The following is a 19,946-nucleotide window of genomic DNA, read 5'->3' on the forward strand; positions in this document are numbered from 1 at the left end:
GGCTTCCCATGGCCAACCTTCTAAGAAAACTCATCACGCGCGCGCCGGCTCACCCCGATTTGATGGTCGCGTTGATGCTTCTTCTGGCAATCGGAATGATGATCATGCCGATCCCGATCGTGGTGATCGATATGCTGATCGGCTTCAATCTGGGGTTTGCCATATTGCTGTTGATGGTAGCCCTGTATCTCAACACGCCACTCGACTTTTCGTCCCTGCCGGGGGTCATACTGATCTCCACCGTGTTTCGTCTCGCTCTTACAGTTGCAACGACGCGACTGATCCTGGCCGAGGGCGATGCCGGCAGCATCATTCATACCTTCGGCGATTTTGTCATATCCGGCAACATCGCCGTCGGCATTGTCATATTCCTGATCGTGACCATGGTGCAGTTCATGGTTCTCGCCAAGGGCGCCGAACGGGTGGCGGAGGTATCGGCGCGCTTCACCCTCGATGCGTTGCCGGGCAAGCAGATGGCGATCGACGCGGAGCTACGCAACGGCCATATCGATCAGCACGAAGCCCGCAGCCGGCGCGGCGCGCTGGAGCGAGAAAGTCAACTGCACGGCGCAATGGACGGCGCTATGAAATTCGTAAAGGGCGATGCCATAGCCGGACTCATAGTCATCTGTATCAACATGCTGGGTGGCATCACGATCGGATCGCTGTCCAGGGGCATGTCCCTCGAGGAGGCGATGCATCAATACACGATCCTGACGATCGGTGATGCCCTCATTTCGCAGATTCCTGCCCTGCTGCTGTCAATTACCGCCGCAACCATTGTCACTCGTGTCAACGGTCCTTCCAAACTCAATCTCGGCGCCGATATCGTCAACCAACTTACGGCCAGCACACAAGCGCTACGCTTGGCGTCCTGTGTCTTGCTTGTGATGGGGTTCGTTCCTGGCTTCCCTTTGCTCCCCTTTATCATACTGGCCGCCCTCTTCTCCGCCGCCAGCTTTCTCAAGGTTGGCGTGCAAGAGGGCAAGACCGCTCCCAAGGCTGGCGCTGGTCCCACGGGTTCGGCTCCCGCTTCCGCACAGGGTCAGAAGCAAGCCGTGCCGGCGGAAGCACTTCCGATTACGCTGTTGCTAGCGCCGAGCCTGATGCAGGCGATCGACGTAGGGGAACTGGAGCAGTGCGTCGCTCGGGTTTCGGCGCGGGTTTCAGCTGATCTGGGCATCACTATTCCACGCATTCCCGCCCAAAGCGCAACGCACCTGGCCCAGTCGCAATTCCGGGTGGATGTCGAAGGAGTGCCCGTGGAAGAGGGCGGCATTAAACCTACACAACTCTTACTTAACGACGACGTGGCGAACATTGATTTGAGCGGGATCCCCTTTTGGCACGAGCAAGACACGAATCGGATCTGGATCGAACAACGCCATGCGCCTGCTCTCAAAGCTGCCGGAATAGGGCATCACCGTCCGAGCGAAATCATCGCCTTGCGGATCCAGTCCACGTTGACACGCTATGCACAGCGCCTGGTGGGCATTCAGGAGACACGTCAGTTGCTTGGCCGGATGGAACTGGAATATGCCGATCTGGTGAAAGAGGTGCTGCGAACGACACCGATCCCTCGCATCGCGGATGTCCTACGTCGCTTGCTGGACGAGGGCATTCCGATCCGGAACACCCGTCTGGTTTTGGAGGCGCTAGCAGAATGGAGCGAACGCGAGCAAAACGCCGTACTGCTCACCGAATATGTGCGCTCCGCGCTGAAGCGACAGATCTGTCACCGCTACGCCAACGTCCATCGTGTTGTGGCGGCCTTTATCGTCGAGCGTGAGACCGAGGATATCGTGCGCAGTGCGGTGCGCGAGACCGCTGTCGGTCCCTACCTCGTTTTGGAGGATCGGCAAAGCGAGATGTTGCTTGCGCAATTTCGTCAGATCCATTCGAGCATCGCACGCAGTCAGAACCAGCCGGTGATCCTGGGCTCGATGGATATCCGGCGCTTCATCCGCGGCTTTCTCACCCGCAATGGAATAGACCTACCCGTTCTCTCGTATCAGGATCTCGCCCCGGATTTCACCGTCCAGCCGATTGGCTCCGTAAAACTTGCGCCTGGCAAGGACAAGGCTCCTACAGGCGGCCATCGTGACCTCCTCCCTGCGGCTGGCTGACGAGCGTAGTTGTGGGTGAGATCGCTTATGAATTCACATAAGGCTGACATTCTGCGCCGCTGGCGTCACTTTCCTCGCCATTCGTGCTTGGCCGTTCTCCCCATGATTGCCATCGTGCTGCTCGCAGGTTGCGCTGGCTCACACAAGTCTGGTCTTTCACATCAGCCGGCGTCCACGGCAGAGCTGCTCGGGGCCAAGGAGCTCGATCCTGCTATGCGCGAGCGCATCGCTCACGCCCTCGGTCGCGATGCTGACGAGAAAGCCTTACGCGATGCGCTGAAGCAACAACCTGACAATGTGGATGCGGCCATTCCTCTTGCGCGGGCCTTGATGGCTCGCAAATGCCCGAACGATGCGCTTGAGGTCCTCGACGGCATCTTATCGGCAGCCCCTGGCGACCTGCGCGCATTGAATGCCAAAGCAGTTGTTCTCGATCACGAAGGCCAGCATCGAGAGGCGCAAGAACTGTACCGCCAAGCTCTCGCTGCGGAACCCGCAAACCTGATGCTGCGCAATAATTTAAACCTGTCCCTGGCCCTTGAAGGTAAGACGGAGACCAGCGGCGCCAACCCAGCACCGCAGGAGGACGGCCGGCACTTCGCGGCGCTATCTCGAACGGGCCAATGCGGGAGCGGCTCGGAATGGTAGCGTCTTGAGGCTTTGCTGTTAGCTTGCCGAAAGCTAGGCTTACCATCCGCGCGGAATATTCAATCGGTGCCAGCCCCGCGACCTCGTCGTAGCGGCGACTTTGGCACAGCGTCTGCGAGGCGAAAGCGTTCGCAGAGCTGAGGTGTAGATCGTTCTATTCGAAGCTCTCACGTGAATTTCCAGCGCGCCCGCTTGCCGACTGGATCGTTTAGCTAGCATTGCCTTTCATGATCCGGCCTATTGACCAGATCGCGACGCTTTTTTGATCGTCGAGCGCAATCAAGCAGGACGTGCAGCAGAACAACTAAAGTATGTCTCGATCTCCGCGATCGCGCGTTCCTCCCACTCTGTAGCTTGCGCTAGCAATGAGGCTCGTTGGGTTGGCCGGAATGCCGCGGACTGACGGCACAACGAAGCTATCGCGCGATAACGGCGCACATCTTCCATAACGGCCGGTCCTGTCATGTGTGGATCTCCTCCCCTGCAATCTCGGGCAAGAACTTGCTCGAAAACCATTTTCGATCTGTTAGCGCTCGGAGTGGAGGCTGTGAATGGTTGGCAGAACGTTGCCGACATGGCGGTGGCCGATAGCCACAAGGAGCACATCGACATGAAATCCCGGCTCGGCAGCGCTCCGTTCGGGCGCTTCTGCAGCCCGTTGGCTCAGTTTATTGGCCGGATAGCGGAGTGTAGCAACAGCTAGGCCGAACTAAGCACGTTTCGATTTGCAATCTCAATCAGGATGGCTGTGAACTGCCCTGTCTTGGAATCCTCACTAACCAATTTGAGCAATTCGTTTAGTGATGATTCGAAGGCGGACAGCGGTCCTTTGTGTCCGCATCCCTTGCCTCCAGAAACAGCATCGCGCACACAACTATGACTTTTTCCGTCTCATCGACGCTAGCGGAGATTGACCAATTGTTTACCTCGGCCATTCGCAACCGAAATGCTGCATGGCCGTGGCCTGACAAGATTATCCATTGACGATATTCGGGGCTGGCCAGACCGCATCCACGCCGTCGGTGTACAGCAGTTGCACGAGGCCATGTGGAAATGGCTCGACAAGAAACGGTCGGTGGCCCGCTATCTTATCAAAGAGTCCACCTTCACACGGGGAGACGCTCATGATCCATCCTTGCACAGGACGTGAGATCCTCCTCCGGGAGCCGCGCTCCCAATCGCGATGCTCGGCTCGGCAAATTCGCTCGCCGCCGCGAGGACGCTTGCCCGGACCAGGATTAGCGAAGAGCTTCGTCTTGCGGTATTGAAGCCCGGATCGTGCAGGATTCCACTGCCCCGTTGATAGCGATGGAATCTGCCCTCACAGGCGGCGCGACTCAGGAGCGCATTCAAATACCTCCCGCAAGCCACATGGTTGCTGGCCTGCTCAGGGAAGGTTCTGCCGGACATGTCTTCAAGACCCTTCCTGAGCGGCCCGGCCTCGCGCGATTGATCTGCATTTTCACTCGACCCATGATCACCTCCGCGGTTCTTTGCGCACGCCGCGTATCACAATACTGTTCAGCAGAGTGAGAGATCGGTTGTTGAGCCTCATCTCTCGGCGCTTGTCTGCCGAACAGAAAACGGTCTGATCCATCACACCTGTGTTGATTTCCGAGCTATCACGGGGACAGCGCCGCCCGACTCGATTGCGCTTCCCCGCGCTCGTAATCCGACCCTACGTAGGATTCGGTCGCTTCATGCCAATCTAGATGGCGGGGCAGAGATATGGCGGCGGCGCGCATTACAGCCGCTTACAAACCTCACGTAGACCACCAGTACGAGTGATTTACGCCCCATCTCGGCCTCCATAGTCGTTGCAATCCAAGGACGTCAATCGGTTGATGTTGAAAACGTCCATCAGTCGCAGATCAATTGCGCATGCGGTTCATCGCCCCTTCTTTCTGCCACGTTCGCACCCAAAGCAGAGCCGCGTCGGTTGCGCATCTGCGCACGGCATAAGCGAGTGTCTCAGGAGATTCCTATGGTGAAGCCAGTTGTAATTGTGGTAGGTGCGGATAAGGGTGGAGTGGGTAAAACGACCGTATCACGAACGCTACTGGACTACTTCAGCGTCAACAAAGTTCAAACTCGCGCCTTTGACACGGAGTCTCCACGGGGAACGCTGAAGCGCTTTTATCCCGGGATCACCGAGATCGTCGACATGACGACGACGGCGGACCAGATGAAGATATTCGACACGCTAAACGCAGGTCTGTCCGTTACTGTCATTGATGCTCGCGCAGGATTACTATCGTCTGCGCTGGCTTCTTTACGCGACATCGGATTTCTGGACTCGGCGCGGTCTGGCCAGATTACGTTTGCTGTGTTCCATATTCTTGGATCATCTATCGCTTCACTGGACGAGATCGCGGAAACCGCGACCTTCATGAGCGGCGCAAAGTACTATCTAGTCAAGAACTTCATCAACGACACTCAATTCTTCCAGTGGGATCAAGCGACGTATAATTCGTATTTTCACCGCATCAAACATGCGACAGAGCTGGTAATACCAAAACTTAACGAGATGGCATACGAGCAGGTGGAAGTAGCATCCGTGCCTTTTATAGACTTCGTCGCAAACAAGGGGCGTAACGATGAACCTGCGAACAACTCCTTCGTGCTTCGAGGCTATGTCCGCCACTGGCTGGCAAACGTCTGGAGCGAATTTGACCGGATTAACTTGACGGAATTGGCCGGGGCAAAGTCCGGCACCCGGGCCGGCGACGATTAGGCGCATATTCGGTAAGCTTCGGCTGCCCGCGTACGAACTAAAACTGACTTGCTGGCTATGTTAGCGACGCCCATCTACATCATATGCTCTCCTAGCCCGCAGGTCGGTAAAACTCTCATCGCCCGGATTATGAGCGAGTTCTTGTTGCTCAAACACGGCACAGCGCTGTCGATCGACGTCAACTTGAACGAGCCATCGCTGCTCGACTACCTGCCAAACATCACTGAAACCGCAGATCTGATCGACACTTACAGCAAGATGCAGCTGATGGACCCTCTTGTCATCCACGATCGGGTGCCGAAGGTGATTGATCTCGGCTTTCACGCCTTCGATGAGTTCTTCAAGATGTGCGAGGAGATTGGCTTCATGAAGGAGACGGAGCGCCGTTATGTCGCTCCCATGATACTCTTCGTTTCAGGCGCTGAACGCATTTCTCTTCGCGGTTACGAAATGCTGCGGCGGCGAATTCCGGCCAATTCGCTGGTCACCATTCACAATGAATTCGTGCTACGTGGCGGATTATCTGAAGCGATTGACGGCGAACGCATTCTTCGGATCGCCGCGCTTCCGCCGTTCCTCAACAGATATATAGATCGGCTTGGCTTTTCCTTTACTGGGTATCTGCGCCACGAGAAGGACTGGTCAACCGAGCTACATCAGTGGATCCGTCAGAATTACAGCATGTTTCGCGACCTAGATGCGAGCGTGATGCTGCGAACGACCTTTCGATCCCGGGGGACAGATATCGACAGTCTACGTTACACAAGGGCTACTTGAGATTCCGATCTGCTCGGCGTTCAGTCGTTCTGCCGAGCTCTCTGCGTTGTCGGAGCTCGATCACCGGTTCTCCGGCTCTTGGTTATTTGTTCGCACACCAATCAATGATTTGCCGCGCAGGAATTATGCAAATCACCCAACCGGAGCGCCGTAAAACGCTATGGTCTGCGGAGACTCCTCGCCACGGTCGTGGCGTGATGGTGATATTGAACCTGGCACAAACGTGTGCCGCGCGATAAAGCTTGCTTGACGCTCCAGGACCACCACATCCGTGATGACTTCAATTGACGATACACTAAGTGAGATCAGATGGTTGCGGAACGAAATCTGGCGCTGCCGTCGATTACTTAAAAGTGGCTCGCCTGTTGCTGAGCGTATCGCCGTTGAGAAGCGTCTGGTTGAACATCTTTTTGCCTTTGAACGGCTCTTGTCGACGGCATTCCCTTTGACCTTGAGTTCTAAAGTACAGTCGCCCAAGAGCACTGCCATCGAGGGAGCCGATTGCCGCCGAGCCTGCGATCAAGAGCGCGCAATGCCAGGCACAAGGCAGTCCGTGACGTCTGGCAGAGAATGACGGTAAGCCTGGGCGCAAGGACATGGGTGCATTCCGGAGGTCGATGGCGAATACGTCGCCCGCATGGAGGGCGCGCTCGATCTCCACGTCGAATAATTCGGACCAGCAGCGAGCCAGTCAGGTTTGCATCAGCCGTGCTACAAAACCCCGGCAAGATAGCCAGTTCCAGTCCGGCTGGAGATAGACGTATGACACCTTGGTCACATAGACATGAGACCAAATGTCCCATATTCGTCGTCTGAGGATCTCCGTGCAGGAGACGATCGTCATGGCACCTTGTTCCCCACTGCCGTGATCGAGACCAATTTGATGCACGGAGCTCAGTCCTCCGGTTGAGGATTCGAAGCTGGACAGGACGCCGACTCGAGACAGATCAGCTTAATTACCAAGCTGGCCAAACTCCGGCGCTCGTCGTCTGAATGCCTCAGTGACGCTCGATTTTTGCAACTGCCGCCCGGACCGATCGCTCCCTCGGTGGAGGACGAGCGGAAGCTTGTTGATACGCGGTACCGGTCCATCACCTTTCGCTGCCGCCGTCGGCACCATGCGGCGGCATTTATCTCGCAAGTTCTCGAAATTGTCTCTAAGGCATAAAATGGCCACGTCCTCATCGCCACGCTGTGTAAATTGGCCACAGAAGCGAGTCACTTCTGATCTGCACGACGTCAAGACCTGCACAGCCCGACCGTCTCGCGCATGTGCGCATCCTATCCACCATGGTGCCGCAATCACTATCACAGCAACGGCGACCACACGCGGATGTGCATAGCGGACGCAGCTCATTCGTAGCTCTTGATCCACGCATCCTGTTCTAGGCCGCATGTCCTTCACTGTACCTATTTCTCCCCCGCATGTTCAGTTCACCGGATTTGGCCGCCTCGGCTGCGGCCGTCTCGCTGTGCGGCAACTCCTGAATAAGGCATCCGAAATCATCATCGACAAGCGCAACACGGTCGTTGGCAAGACTGACACAACCTGGTCAGCACGCTTGTGTGGCAATGCTCGCCTCGATACATCGCGCTCTCCTACGGAAGGAGTACAACCTGACGCTACGATCGATTCAAGCCTTTTTTAGCTTTCGGCAATTGTAAATATATTCTTAGACGTGGCCCCACTTGGGGTGCGGTACAATGAATTCCAACGCCTCCAGGCTTGACGGCCTGCTCTCGTTTCCAAAAGTCTCAAATTTCCCGGATGACGCTTCGCCGATTGCGGGGTCAAGGTGCATAGGGCATCCATCGACCCGATCGATGACAAGCTGCGTCTACACGGCACACGGGCAGCACTACCCGCGGAAGCTCCATCTCCAATACAACGGCGGTAGATCAACCTCACTTTCATCGCGTAGTCTTACACGTGCGGTTGGCGACGCGAGCGTCTAAAGCCCTACAGCGAGTTGCGGCGGGTGAACGCTGCAGGCGAGAGCGTTAAGGCGTCGTTCGAGTGAGGGGCGCCGATACTCCAACAAACGGCACGCGAATTGCTCGCGTAAACGTCGAGTAGATTCGCGGGGTCCAAATGAGACTTATCCGATTCATCCTGCTGGACTTAGCTTTGACCCTGCTCGCATCCGAGAATGCGCAGGGCATGACTATCGCTCCCAACCCAAGTGTCAAATCAGCTACTGAAGCCCAGGGATCCTTGATTAACCCACGATGTCGCACCGTCTTAGGCTGGCGCTATCGAACGCAACTAAGTGGCGCCAATAATATCCCAATTGGGATAGACAATTATCTATGCGGCAATCCACTGGGAACCCTGAAGCCGGCGACATTGCATGTCGTCGAATTCCTAGCAGCCTTTTTTGGACTCAGCGCATTTGCGCTCTGTTATTTAGTGAAGCTCCACGACAAATACAAAGGTGGAGGATCTAGCTAACCTGTTTCAGCGGAACTGACGCCGCTCAGCCTGCTGAAGACGGAAAATCTGCTGTTGAACAATGTCAGCGAGCGTCTGCGGGGCGCTAGATCTGGCGGTTTTGACGCAAGCCTTATAACGGCAGATCAACGCTTGTACGCGAACATCTCAGGCGCTCGCCGCGAAGCTAGAGTTTCTCACCGGTCAGCGCGCTGTCCGCAACCAACGACTTGTTGGGTTTAGCAAAGAAAGCGATTGGCTACGTCGTAAGAGCGCTGATTGACGCGCCCAGCGCGAGCATGCCGGTCTAAACCCGATTGATTCCTTTCGCGAGAACGGATGGCATATGGATTGCTTCAACGGTGAACTCACGATCTACAGAACGCAAGTTTATGAGGACAGCATGCTCGGAATTGGAAGTCAGTTGCCGTCATTCGACATCACGGGCGTCAAGCCAGGTTTTCAAGCGCAGGAAGAAGAAGGGCGGAGTGCATTCGAGACCCTGACTGAAATGAGCTTTCCGGGAAAATGGAAAATCATCTTCTTCTATCCCAAGGACTTTACCTTCGTCTGTCCGACGGAGATTGCTGAGTTTGCCCGGCTTGCTAAGGAATTTGCTGACCGCGATGCGGTCGTACTGGGTGGTTCGACTGATAACGAGTTCTGCAAGCTTGCTTGGCGGCGCTCACATGTCGACTTGCACAAACTACCAATCTGGCAGTTTGCCGACACAAGGGGAACGCTCGTGGACGGCCTTGGCGTGCGATCACCCGAAGGGGTTGCTTACCGTTACACCTTTATTGTGGACCCCCAGAACACGATTCAGCACGTCTATGCGAACAATCTTCGTGTCGGGCGGAGTCCCAAGGACACGCTCCGCGTTCTCGACGCGCTGCAAACGGACGAGCTTTGCGCCTGCAACCGCGAAATTGGCGGCGAAATCTTAAAAGTTGCTTGACGCTGCATGTCGTCGCTACCTTGGAGACGATCACATGAGCGATAGCCGCTTCGGTCGGCAGCCCGCCGGGCACGACGTGTTCCGGTGCGTGCGCCTGCGCGACAGGGCCCGAGCAGCGGCTACAGATGTATTTCGGGCGGCGCGTGACCAGCACGCGCCATTGCGCCGGGATCACATCGAGGCGCTTGCTGACGTCCTCGCCGATCTTCGTCATGGCGCCGCAACCGCACGGGCAGTGCGTGCTTGCAGGCTCGATGATCCGTTCCACGCGCGGCAAATGGGCAGGCAAGCAGCCGCGATTGCGATGAGAACCTTGATCCGGCACGCGCCGCGATCGGCCCTTGATCACAGCCTCGGCTCTCTCCTGCGCCGCGTCCAGGATGCCTTGCGCGATCTCCACGTCTTCCAACGGTAAGTGATACTGATCTGGCCGCAGCTTCTCGGATTTCGCGCCGAACCTGTCGCGCCGCAATTCGCCGAGAATGACCTCTAGCCGACGCCGCGCTTCCTCCGACGCCGCCAGCGCCCCCTGATGCTCGCTCAAGGCCGCCTGCGTTTGCGCCAGAAGCGCCTTCAGGCGTTCGTTTTCGTCGCGCAGCGCCGCGATGCTCATGCGCTATTTCGAGCACATCGCCGCCGCGCGTGCCACGATCAAAATAGCTGCCGAGTCATTCTGCCGCAGTTATCCCGCGACCTGCGGGCGCCGTGCTTCTTCCGGGCGGACCAATCTCCAATCCAGCCCTTCGAACAAGGCCGCAAACATCGCCGGCGACATTCGCATCACGCCGTCCGCGATCGTTGGCCAAACGAACTTGCAACCTTCGAGGCGTTTGTGCACCAACACCAGGCCCGTTCGATCCCAGACCAAAATCTTGATCCGGTCCGCTCGTTTCGATCGGAATACCAAGGCTGCGCCGCTGAACGGATCGAGACGAAGCATCTCCTGCACCTTCGCCGCAAGCCCGTCGTGGCCACAGCGGAAGTCGATCGGCCGCGTGGCAACGTAAATCTTCAGATCAGTACCGGCCGCGATCATCGTGACGCTCGCACCGCACGGATCACCCGGCATAGCTGGTCAGCATCTATGGCTGTGTCCGTCCGCAGCACGACATCGCCGATCGCGATCTCAAGCTTGACCGCCGGAGGCTGACGCTGCTCCAACGCATCTTCCAAAACCAGAGGCGCAAACGTTGGTGGAGACGCCTCGCACAGCGGCAACATACCTCGTTGTCGAAGCCGCCGTCGCCAATCGTAGACCTGCCAGCGCGTCGCTCCGTGCTTGCGCGCCACCTCGGATACCTGGGCGCCCGGCAACAGACTCTCGGCGGCGATCCGAGCTCTCTCAGCTTCCGACCGCACACGACGTCCTGACGGCCCTTCCAGAACCTCCAGCCGGCTCACCGACCCCGCCGATGAGCCGTCCAAATGGACGTCCTTTTTGCTGTCCAATCCCATCCCAAGCCTCCGTCCCAGCCGGAGGCTTCTTCGCACAGCTATCCCAGTCCCGAAGCAAGGGTTCCCACTTAGCGCTTACCCACAGTCCCAGTGGAGGGGATGAACAACGTCCACTACCGCTTCGCTCACCTCGTTTCCGCGTCCGGAATACAAGACGATGCCGTTACGGATACATATGGATGTGACCGGCAATCCCGGCGTGACCAAGCCGATTTCGAGCTATCGTCGCTTGCCGTCTCCGTCATAAACGGTTGCGGTGCCTGCATTGATGCCCATGAGGAAGACATTGAGAGCCGCGAGTGCCGAATCCGAAGCGATACACACGGGCGTGCGCTTTGCTGCGATCACCCAAATAGTGGCAATCGCAATCGAAACTCCTGAGCCTGTGCGCCCTTAGGCGAGGGGCTGATCTTTACGCCACATTCCGATCAACGGAGCTTGGGTGCCGCTGAGTGGCACCACATCGAGCCCTTTGCGGCCACTTCGGCAGCCTAGCCGTCTAGGGAATAACGTCGTCGTCGAATTCCGGCCGGCCTGCGAGCGACGAATGCGGCTCGGAAAGGACGAGTTCCTGTCGCCTAGCCCCAGTCGCTCGGCCATCGTCTACCATCACCCAAACTTGAACAACACGCCATATCCCCCGCGCGGATGGCTCCATTGGATGTCGCCGGTCGGCTCGGCGATCACACGACAGGTACCGCACTCGATGCAGCCGTCAACAGCTATCTCGACCTGTCCGTTGTCGTTGAGCTCGTAACATCTCGCGGGGCAGACTTTCAGAAGTGCAAGTAACTGCGGGGACGGCGTCGTGTGCGGACGGACCTTGACGTGGGGGTGTCCGACGTCGACGAGATAACGATTGTAATACAGCTTGTCTTCGACACGCACTGGGGTATCGCAATTCATGTTTGGTCTTCCATTGTTGAACTTCTCCAGTTGCGGTTAGCGCCAGGCGCGGGCAAAGCGCCAAGCATCGCCGACCAGACCCGACCACGACCGCGCCTTGACAAAGGATTTTAGGCTTGCCCTCTCCTTCTCCATCTTTGGCGTACCATCGACGCGCAGAAAGTTCTGCATTGCCTTCGAGATGAGCTGCGGATAGGTAAGAAAGAAATTTTGGGAGTGGGTGTGCATTAGGGGCGGCATATCCTTGTACTTCTTCAAATCCTTGATGACGAAGGATTCATCTAGCATCTTCTTATAGATTGACAGATTTGTTGCGCTCATCGATGCGCCGCGCGATTTTACTAGACCTATCGCTTCGGCAGCGATACGACCGGAGGTCAACGCGAGATTGGAGCCCTCTCGGTGAATGGCATTGTTGAGTTGGGCTGCATCGCCCACCACGACCCAGCCTTCTCCATAGAGCTGTGGAATTGACTTGTAACCGCCTTCGGGAATGAGATGAGCGGCATATTCCTTCACTTCGGACCCTGCTATCAAAGGCGCCACCGACGGATGCCTCTTGAATTGTTCGAGTAGACCGTACGGCGTTTGGCCCGTGCGCTGGAAGTCGGCGACGAGACAACCGATGCCGAGCGAAATGCACTCCTTGTTGGTGTAGATGAATCCCATTCCGGTCATGCCGCGGGAAATAGTACCAGCCGCCTCGATCACGACGCCTTCATCGCCCTTGAGATTAAAGCGTGCCTCGATGGTCTCGCGAGGTAAAAAGTGCATTTCCTTCACCGCAAGCGCCACGTTATCGGGGGTCGGGCGCGCACGCAGACCTGCACGCGTGCCGAGCAGGCCATTGACCCCTTCCGCCAGGACGACGACGTCGGCATGTATTTCGCCGTCTCGGCGGTCTGTACGGACACCGATGATCCTTTTACGGTCGTCTTGCGCGAGCTCTGTGACGGTGGTTTCGCACAGCACGATCGCGCCAGCCTCCCGAACTTTGGAAGACAACCATTTGTCGAACTGGGCGCGTATAATCGTGTAGCGGTTCGGCCGCTCCTCGTTGAAGTCTTCCGAACGGTAGTGCATGCCGACATGGGAGCGATCGTCCATCATCCAGAACCGCTGTTCAATCAGGTGACGTTCGAGCGGCGCCTCCTCGCGAAACTCTGGGACTAGCTCTTCCATCATATCGGCATACAGTATTGCGCCCTGCACATTCTTCGAGCCAGGATATTCTCCCCGCTCGAGCTGCAGCACCTTCATGCCCCGTTTGGCCATCGTCAATGCCGCTGCGTTGCCGGCCATACCGGCTCCGACCACGATTGCATCGAATCTCTCTTCAATCATCATTATCTCCTCTAAACCGCGATCCGGGCGTGCGACTCCGGCAAAAGCCGCGCGCGGAACGCGGCAGTCAGCGCGGGCAGCAATTGTATTGCATCACTGACGATCGCGAGATGAGCAAAGTCGAAGATCGGAGCGTTCCTGTCAGTGTTGACAGCAACGATCAGATCCGCGCCCTCGACGCCAACCCGGTGCTGGATCGCTCCCGAGATGCCCGCGGCAATATAGAGCTTCGGGCGGATGGTTTTGCCTGTCTGGCCAATTTGCCGGTCAGACGTAAGCCAGCCCTTTTGCACAAGAGGACGCGAGCAGCCATATTCAGCGCCAAGAAGAGCTGCGAGTTCGCGAACGAAACGAAAGTTCTCGGGCGATCCAAGTCCTAAGCCACCCGCAACCACTACATCGGCATAGGCCAGATTGGACGATTCCGCATCGCGGTCGGTTAGGAACGACAGTACTTTTGTGACAATATCTTCTTCCATAAGGCCGAGCGGATGAACGATGATATGAGCGGCATCGCGTGAAACGCGCTCAGGCATCGGCATGACTCGCGGCCGGACGGTGGCCATCTGCGGACGATAATTCAAGGTATAGATTGTGCAGAGCAGCGAGCCGCCGAAGGTCGGACGCGTCGCCGCAAGCGAACCATCTGCATCGACGTCCAGCGCGGTGCAGTCGGCAGTCAGCCCCGTAGACAGGGTCGTCGCAACGGAACCTGCGAGATCGCGACCAAGCGTCGTCGCACCCAAGAGCAGGATCTCAGGCTTGTAGGTGTTGACGAGTTCGGCTACTGCCTTTGTATAGGATTCGTTACGATAGTCCGACAAAACATTGTCGCTTACGAGATAGGCCAGATCGGCGCCATAACAGAACGCTTCAAGCGCGGCATTACGTGTGTGCTGCCCCTCCGGACCGAGTACGACGGCGGCAAGATTCACCTTTAACCTGTCAGCAAGGGTGCGCCCCGCACCCATGAGCTCCCAGGAAACTGGATGCACCTGGCCACGCTCCAGCTCGACGAAAACCCAGACGTGTTTGTACGACTTGAAGTGCTCCGGCAGTTCCTTTTTTGCTGCTGCGCGGCCGGCCCCCGCTGGCATGCCCGTTTTGCTGACGTTGCTCATATCGAAATTCCTTTCAACAATAGGCGCCCCCGCGCCACGGTTGCTTTCTCGCTTTCGTAAACTGAAGAGCATTTTCCCTGCGTACTCGGACCGGGTCACACAACAACATGTCGTCGCGACAGACGCGCCCGTTCAGGCGGATTGGAGGGTTATTGCAAACCGAGCCATTGCACGCCGGTTTGACGAGCACGACCGCGGCTGGCTAGGGCGGCACAATGATCTTGACCGATCGCTTTCGGATCCGAACCCGCGACACCGTTTGCTGCGGAGTAATTGCAACGGCTCCACACTGGCGACCGCAACGAGGGCGATCCTGGCAACGCGTCTGCCACGCAAGCCATGCTGGGCCTTTAGCAGCAATCCGCACGGGTCGGTGCTCCCGCTCTTAGTGGCGTGGTTTCTTTCCGCCATGAGATGGAGACAACTCTGATCGGAATCGAAGGCTGATTTGATGCAAATGCCACTGTCATACCCGTTGCAGGAGTAGCGCGAAGGGGACACTTGTTCATTGACCACCGTCTCACCGCCGCTGCGAGACTGCGGCCGCGCCTAAGTCTACTGCGAACGTACCTGACGGAATCATAAGCCTCGACGTGATGGCGCGGGGCGGCACGGCAGGCACTAAAAGCAGCATCATAGGTCCTCCGTCGAACTCATCAAGGACGCTACCGTCGGTCGCATCGATGATCCGATCGGCACAACAAAAGCAAGTGTCGTACCAGTCGCAAAGACGATAGAACGTCAGCAGAGACGTAATCGCTTGCGCGGCACTTCATACAGCCCCTGATATCGTTGGCACGACAATCCAGACAAGGTCAGGAATACAACAAACACCGCTCGGGCCGCAGAGACTTGCGCCGATGAAGAGAACGCCCACGCGAACGAAGTGCCTCGGCGTCCGTGGGGCGCAGTTGGCTTACAGTGGAGTGCTCATTACTTCAACTCGCTCAAAGGAACAAAGGCCCCAATCTTCTTAGGATCTGCGACAGCATCCTTTAACACTTTGAATACCCGCTGCTCGATCGGCGAAGAAGCTACGAAATCGGCATAGGCTTGCTCCAGCATCGCCTTGCACCGCGCTCTTATTTCCGCCTCTGATGCATCAGCGAATTGCTCTTGGGCGAAGTATTGTCCCATTCGCCTTAGTATATGAAGGCGCGCGACATTGACGATCTTAGGATCGTATTCGACGCCAAGTAGCGAAAAAAACTCCTCTGCCGCACAAGCCTTGCCGAGCCGATCCAGGATACCGGCTGCCGGGGACGAGTTGATCATCAAGCAATCTCCTTCCGATTACCTCTGGGTCGCGCTCAAGCAAACAATGATCAAGCGAGATAGGTGTGCTGGACTTTGGAATGGAATGACCGCCGGATCCCTGCGCAAATACGCACTCGCCGACTCCGCAGTGCTCATGACCGTCGCACATGCGGTGTGGCTGGCTAGCGCTTGGGCGCGCTCCTGAACTTCGGGAGCATGACGCGGGCCTCCGGTAACTCTGGTCGAATGTCACCGCGAGTTCATTAAGCCCTGTGTTCCCGGCCGCCTCGCCGATGCGCGGTTCGCGCCAGGCTTCACGGCGCGTATCGTGTTCCGATCGCCAGTCCTCACGCTGCCGCCTTGGACGCATGGCCATGCGCCTGCAGCCAAACGTCATAACTAGGCTCCTCCCCGCGCTGCCTACAGATCCGGCGTGGCCTTCTCGGATGACGATGCAACTTCCGACCGTTTCGACTGTTCAGATGAGGGGTCGCCGACCACAACCTACCGAGCAGGCTCTTGCAAATCGCGCCGCCGCTCGGCCATCCGGCTCTCGCCGCTTTCTTCACCGAAGCAGACGTTGAATTCGTTGCATTGGTCGCACACGGGTGTCGTACACATCACAACGCCATCGTTCTCGCAAAGCATGCGGTAGAAAAAACGCTTCCACCGCATATTATTGACGTTGCGCGCGGCGAGCGGCCCGAAATGACGGCTCAGCACGAGAACGAGTTCGCCACGATTGCGCAAGCCGAGAGCTTCCCACAAATGGTCCGACTCCATGGCGCGACGTGCGATCATTGCAGCCAGCCATCGTCCGATGTCCCCTTGCGTCGAGCGCTCCTTGAGTAAAAGATCGCGAAGCATTGCGATCTCCTCGTGATCCGCGCCCTCGGAGGGCGAGGCCTGCTGCGCAGCATTGATCGTGGTTGAGGGGAAGTACTTCTCCAGCAGGGCCGCCAGTTCAACGCCGGAGAGGCCAACCTTCTCAAGAAGGGAGCCACCGTCCATAGCGGCAGCCGCCAGGATGGACGCCAGGACATGGCGATCGAGGTTAGCGTCTGTAGCGATATTAGCATCCGCAGGAGCCTCACCGGTGAGCAAACGGTAGGCGGCAACTCCCACGTGCAGCTGGCTGATGCAAGCAGCAGGGCCTACAGCCATGAACGAAGCGACGTGCGGGTCGGACATAATCTTGTGAGTTTTCACAATCGCGAGGTCTGCATGGGCGCGCATTGAGTTTGGCGACGGTCGATCGTCAGTATGCCGGTCTCCCGGGAGGGGACGGTGAGGAGACCGGCATCTGTCGCGCGCCCTTACAAGGCCGCGACTCGCGACCTTTACGAGGCTGCGAGCTCGGCGGCGGTCTTCCCGATGATCGATTCATCCACCGGCTTCATAATGCCGTGCTCCATCAGCATGTCCTCCAGCTCATCCATGGAGATCGGGGTCGGGATGATACCTTTACCGCCATTGTTATGAACCTTATGAGCGAGCTTCCGGTAGTGATCGGCCTGCTTGGAATCGGGTGCATATTCAAGAACCGTCATACGGCGTAGCTCTGCATGCTGCACCACGTTGTCACGCGGCACGAAGTAGATCAACTGAGTGCCCAGCTTTTTGGCCAGCGCTTCTGCCAATTCCAGTTCCTTGTCGGTCTGCCGCTCGTTACAGATCAGTCCCCCCAGCCGCACCCCTCCAGAGTTGGCGTACTTTAGGATGCCCTTCGAGATATTGTTTGCGGCATACATCGCCATCATTTCACCGGACATCACAATGTAAATTTCCTGCGCCTTATTCTCGCGGATCGGCATGGCAAAGCCGCCGCATACGACGTCGCCAAGCACGTCGTATGAGACATAGTCAATGTTCTCGTAGGCGCCGTTCTCTTCCAGAAAATTGATCGAGGTGATGACGCCGCGACCCGCACAGCCGACACCTGGCTCAGGACCGCCGGACTCCACGCAACGAATGTCCCGGTAGCCGACCTTCATTACGTCTTCGAGTTCTAGATCCTCCACGCTGCCGGCGCTGGCCGCAAGGCTCAAAATCGTATCTTGCGCCTTGGCGTGCAGAATCAGCCGGGTCGAGTCCGCCTTCGGATCGCAGCCCACAATCAGAATTTTCTGCCCCATCTCGGCCAACGCCGCCAGCGTGTTCTGCGAAGTGGTGGACTTCCCGATGCCACCTTTCCCGTAGAACGCGATTTGTCTTAGTGAAGACATGTTGTTCTCCATTAACCGATTTGCCAAAAGTTGCGCGTTTCTTGTGCGAGCTTGTTTCTCTCACAAAAGCGCGGGCACACGGGATCAAGGGAAGGAGCGCATCGCTCGCTTTGCGCGTCGGCGTGCACTCAGCCCTCACTCAGTGTTGCTGCCCCTTGGTAGCAATGGCTGTGCCAACACTCGACTACGTACCTTAAGTTTATGATTGCACTGCAAAATGCAGCCAGCAGTTTGCGTGTTCGTTGAGCGTTTTGGATCTGACAGAGTATCTGCGTCGCTGTCAGACAACGAACAAAAAACTGCAAGCATCAACGCGCAAGAAATGGTGGGGGTCGGACCATTTCGACGTCTGCAGTTATGGAACGGAACTTGCTGATCCTCTCGCAACGCCAGCAATTCGAGAAGAGTGAATATGCCGGAGGCGCTCCAATCATCCCAACCAGCAGGGATTCTCGCAAATGCATTGTGACACTCGGCACGCCGATATCGGAGCTGGCCGGCAGACAGTTCGAAGCGGCTCGCGGATGCAGGAGCGCCGCGCAATGGTCATTCGAGACGTCTTGAAGAAGCCATGGCAAGCGGACGAATTGCGAAGTTTTTTTCACAATATCAACTCTTCAGTCTTCCGTATGCGCAACAGCGACCTTGCGCGGTTTCTCGCGCGACTCTTGGAATTGAGAATTCGATGAGAGCAAGAACAGTTCTGGCCACGGCATCGACCCTCGCGCTAGCGACCTCGTTGGCCAGCAACTCGGTCCGCGGTGCGGATTTGGGGTCGAATCCGGTCTACTATAAAGCGCCTCCAATCGAACCCTCCAACCCGTGGATGATCCGCCTGCGCGCGCTCGGCGTTTTGCCGGATACCGGAGGAAGTTCGGTTAATGTTCCTGTGGCGCCAACGTGAAAAAGCTGTGGCTGCGGCCGGAGTACTCCGCAACTGTGAACAATGCGGTTGCCGTTAGCGGACGCGCCAATATCGATCCATGGCTCGTCAGCGGCGGCGTCGCTTACAAGTTCTGACGCCAGAATGGGCCAGAAAGAGGACTTCGTTTGATCAACTCGGAACGCAGCAAGCTCGTCGAGCGCGTCTCCTCCTCGTTACCGCAGCGTGGTTGGAGACCGGCTGACGCGTCAACGCCTCAGCTCGCTCGCGAACGGGAGAGAGAGAGAGAGAGAGAGAGAGAACGGTTCGTAGCATCGTTCGCGCTTCCCATTAAGGGATCGCGCCGCGCGTAGGTAACCGACAACAGATAGATCGATACCGCATATGAGATGTTTGCCTTGTCGCACGCTGCAAGGGCGCAATTTCCTTGTTATCCAAATAGACATTCGGTACGCGACACGGAAGTTTCGGCGTACTAGGATGTGGTCTGTCAGGAGGTTGTTCATCTGGTCTCAACCAAGAAAGCTGAGGTTGCGAAGCTTCAGTGTTCCAAGAAGAGACCAGATGAACGTCCATAAGAATGCGCCTTTGACGCCCAAAGGTCGAGAGGCGATGATGCGAAGCGTAGTCTGGAATGGGTTGAGCCAGGCCGGCGCGGCTGACCTTTTCAACAGGATGCCGAAGACCGTCGCCAAATGGACCAAGCGCTTCCGCGCAGAAGGTGTGGATGGCTTGCTCGATCGCACGTCGCGACTTCATTCATCGCCAGCCAACCCCCGCAGCCACGTGCACCGCCATCGAGGCCTTGCGCCGGCAGCGCCAAACGGGCAAGCAGATTGCAGCCGGGGTCGAGATCTCGCCGGCTACCGTCAGCCGCGTCCTACGCCGCCTGGGGTTGAACCGGATACGCATTTGGAGGTCGCTCGAGCCGGAGCGCCGCTATGAGCGCGAGAACCCCAGCGGGATCATTCACATCGACATCAAAAAAGCTCGGGCGTTTCCGGCGGGTCGGCCACCGGATCACCGGTGATCCGAGTGATCCGAAGAAGAGCCGCGGCGCTGGCTTGGATTTCGTGCACGT

General features: G+C 57.3%; 15 protein-coding genes and 3 pseudogenes. 8 read left to right on the plus strand and 10 right to left on the minus strand.

The genetic code is table 11. From position 1 onward, the window contains the following. Window positions 1–8 precede the first annotated feature (8 nt). Together sctV and ACVWZ4_RS06290 are read left to right on the plus strand one after the other, a co-directional pair. Window positions 9–2,126: a type III secretion system export apparatus subunit SctV gene (gene sctV, locus ACVWZ4_RS06285; RefSeq protein ID WP_456701467.1), complete on the plus strand. Its 2,118-nt coding sequence runs from the start codon at window positions 9–11 to the stop codon at window positions 2,124–2,126. 102 nt (window positions 2,127–2,228) lie between these two features. Further along, a complete protein-coding gene (locus tag ACVWZ4_RS06290; RefSeq protein WP_456701466.1) occupies window positions 2,229–2,774 on the plus strand; it encodes a tetratricopeptide repeat protein in 546 nt (181 codons plus the stop codon). Window positions 2,775–3,053: 279 nt separating this feature from the next. Here the strand turns inward: ACVWZ4_RS06290 and ACVWZ4_RS06295 are convergent, their stop codons facing one another. Continuing rightward, window positions 3,054–3,239, minus strand: coding sequence for a hypothetical protein (locus tag ACVWZ4_RS06295; protein ID WP_456701465.1), 186 nt, complete (start codon window positions 3,237–3,239; stop codon window positions 3,054–3,056). A 1,519-nt stretch (window positions 3,240–4,758) separates the two neighbouring features. Here ACVWZ4_RS06295 and ACVWZ4_RS06300 point away from each other — a divergent pair. From ACVWZ4_RS06300 to ACVWZ4_RS06310, 3 genes are all read left to right on the plus strand, one after another. Then, window positions 4,759–5,508: a hypothetical protein gene (locus ACVWZ4_RS06300; protein WP_456701464.1), complete on the plus strand. Its 750-nt coding sequence runs from the start codon at window positions 4,759–4,761 to the stop codon at window positions 5,506–5,508. 57 nt (window positions 5,509–5,565) lie between these two features. Then, complete coding sequence (locus ACVWZ4_RS06305) at window positions 5,566–6,285, plus strand: hypothetical protein (protein ID WP_456701463.1); 720 nt, start codon at window positions 5,566–5,568, stop codon at window positions 6,283–6,285. 2,834 nt (window positions 6,286–9,119) lie between these two features. Beyond that, window positions 9,120–9,674: a peroxiredoxin gene (locus ACVWZ4_RS06310; RefSeq protein WP_456705158.1), complete on the plus strand. Its 555-nt coding sequence runs from the start codon at window positions 9,120–9,122 to the stop codon at window positions 9,672–9,674. A gap of 13 nt (window positions 9,675–9,687) precedes the next feature. On the opposite strand, the pseudogene ACVWZ4_RS06315 reads toward ACVWZ4_RS06310, so the two are convergent. From ACVWZ4_RS06315 to tnpA, 3 genes and pseudogenes are all read right to left on the minus strand, one after another. Beyond that, window positions 9,688–10,287, minus strand: a pseudogene (locus ACVWZ4_RS06315) (IS66 family transposase zinc-finger binding domain-containing protein); the annotation flags it as partial. 69 nt (window positions 10,288–10,356) lie between these two features. After that, window positions 10,357–10,710, minus strand: coding sequence for an IS66 family insertion sequence element accessory protein TnpB (tnpB, locus tag ACVWZ4_RS06320; RefSeq protein WP_456701461.1), 354 nt, complete (start codon window positions 10,708–10,710; stop codon window positions 10,357–10,359). Further along, the gene (gene tnpA / locus ACVWZ4_RS06325; protein ID WP_456701460.1) at window positions 10,707–11,129 is read right to left on the minus strand and encodes an IS66-like element accessory protein TnpA; all 423 of its coding nucleotides are present in this window, start codon (window positions 11,127–11,129) and stop codon (window positions 10,707–10,709) included. Before tnpA ends, tnpB begins: the two co-directional genes overlap by 4 nt. Window positions 11,130–11,219: 90 nt before the next feature. Here tnpA and ACVWZ4_RS06330 point away from each other — a divergent pair. Then, a pseudogene (locus ACVWZ4_RS06330) lies at window positions 11,220–11,526 on the plus strand (carboxymuconolactone decarboxylase family protein); the annotation flags it as partial. A gap of 212 nt (window positions 11,527–11,738) precedes the next feature. On the opposite strand, the gene ACVWZ4_RS06335 reads toward ACVWZ4_RS06330, so the two are convergent. From ACVWZ4_RS06335 to nifH, 6 genes are all read right to left on the minus strand, one after another. Next, window positions 11,739–12,035 (minus strand): ferredoxin family protein, encoded by a 297-nt coding sequence (locus ACVWZ4_RS06335; RefSeq protein WP_456701459.1) that lies wholly within the window; start codon window positions 12,033–12,035, stop codon window positions 11,739–11,741. A gap of 36 nt (window positions 12,036–12,071) precedes the next feature. After that, window positions 12,072–13,379, minus strand: a complete 1,308-nt coding sequence (locus tag ACVWZ4_RS06340) for an FAD-dependent oxidoreductase (protein WP_456701458.1) — start codon at window positions 13,377–13,379, stop codon at window positions 12,072–12,074. An 11-nt stretch (window positions 13,380–13,390) separates the two neighbouring features. Further along, window positions 13,391–14,500, minus strand: coding sequence for an electron transfer flavoprotein subunit alpha/FixB family protein (locus ACVWZ4_RS06345; protein WP_456701457.1), 1,110 nt, complete (start codon window positions 14,498–14,500; stop codon window positions 13,391–13,393). A gap of 933 nt (window positions 14,501–15,433) precedes the next feature. Beyond that, a complete protein-coding gene (gene nifW, locus ACVWZ4_RS06350; protein ID WP_456701456.1) occupies window positions 15,434–15,775 on the minus strand; it encodes a nitrogenase stabilizing/protective protein NifW in 342 nt (113 codons plus the stop codon). 486 nt (window positions 15,776–16,261) lie between these two features. Continuing rightward, window positions 16,262–16,993, minus strand: a complete 732-nt coding sequence (locus ACVWZ4_RS06355; protein ID WP_456701455.1) for a nitrogen fixation protein NifQ — start codon at window positions 16,991–16,993, stop codon at window positions 16,262–16,264. Between the two features lie 104 nt (window positions 16,994–17,097). After that, window positions 17,098–17,982, minus strand: coding sequence for a nitrogenase iron protein (gene nifH / locus ACVWZ4_RS06360; RefSeq protein WP_092235830.1), 885 nt, complete (start codon window positions 17,980–17,982; stop codon window positions 17,098–17,100). A gap of 1,498 nt (window positions 17,983–19,480) precedes the next feature. On the opposite strand from nifH, the pseudogene ACVWZ4_RS06365 reads away from it, so the two are divergent. Next, window positions 19,481–19,576 (plus strand): annotated as a pseudogene (locus ACVWZ4_RS06365) (hypothetical protein); the annotation flags it as partial. Between the two features lie 16 nt (window positions 19,577–19,592). Continuing rightward, a complete protein-coding gene (locus ACVWZ4_RS06370; protein WP_456705362.1) occupies window positions 19,593–19,895 on the plus strand; it encodes a hypothetical protein in 303 nt (100 codons plus the stop codon). Window positions 19,896–19,946 lie beyond the last annotated feature (51 nt).

The sequence above is a fragment of the Bradyrhizobium sp. USDA 4472 genome (assembly GCF_054058595.1).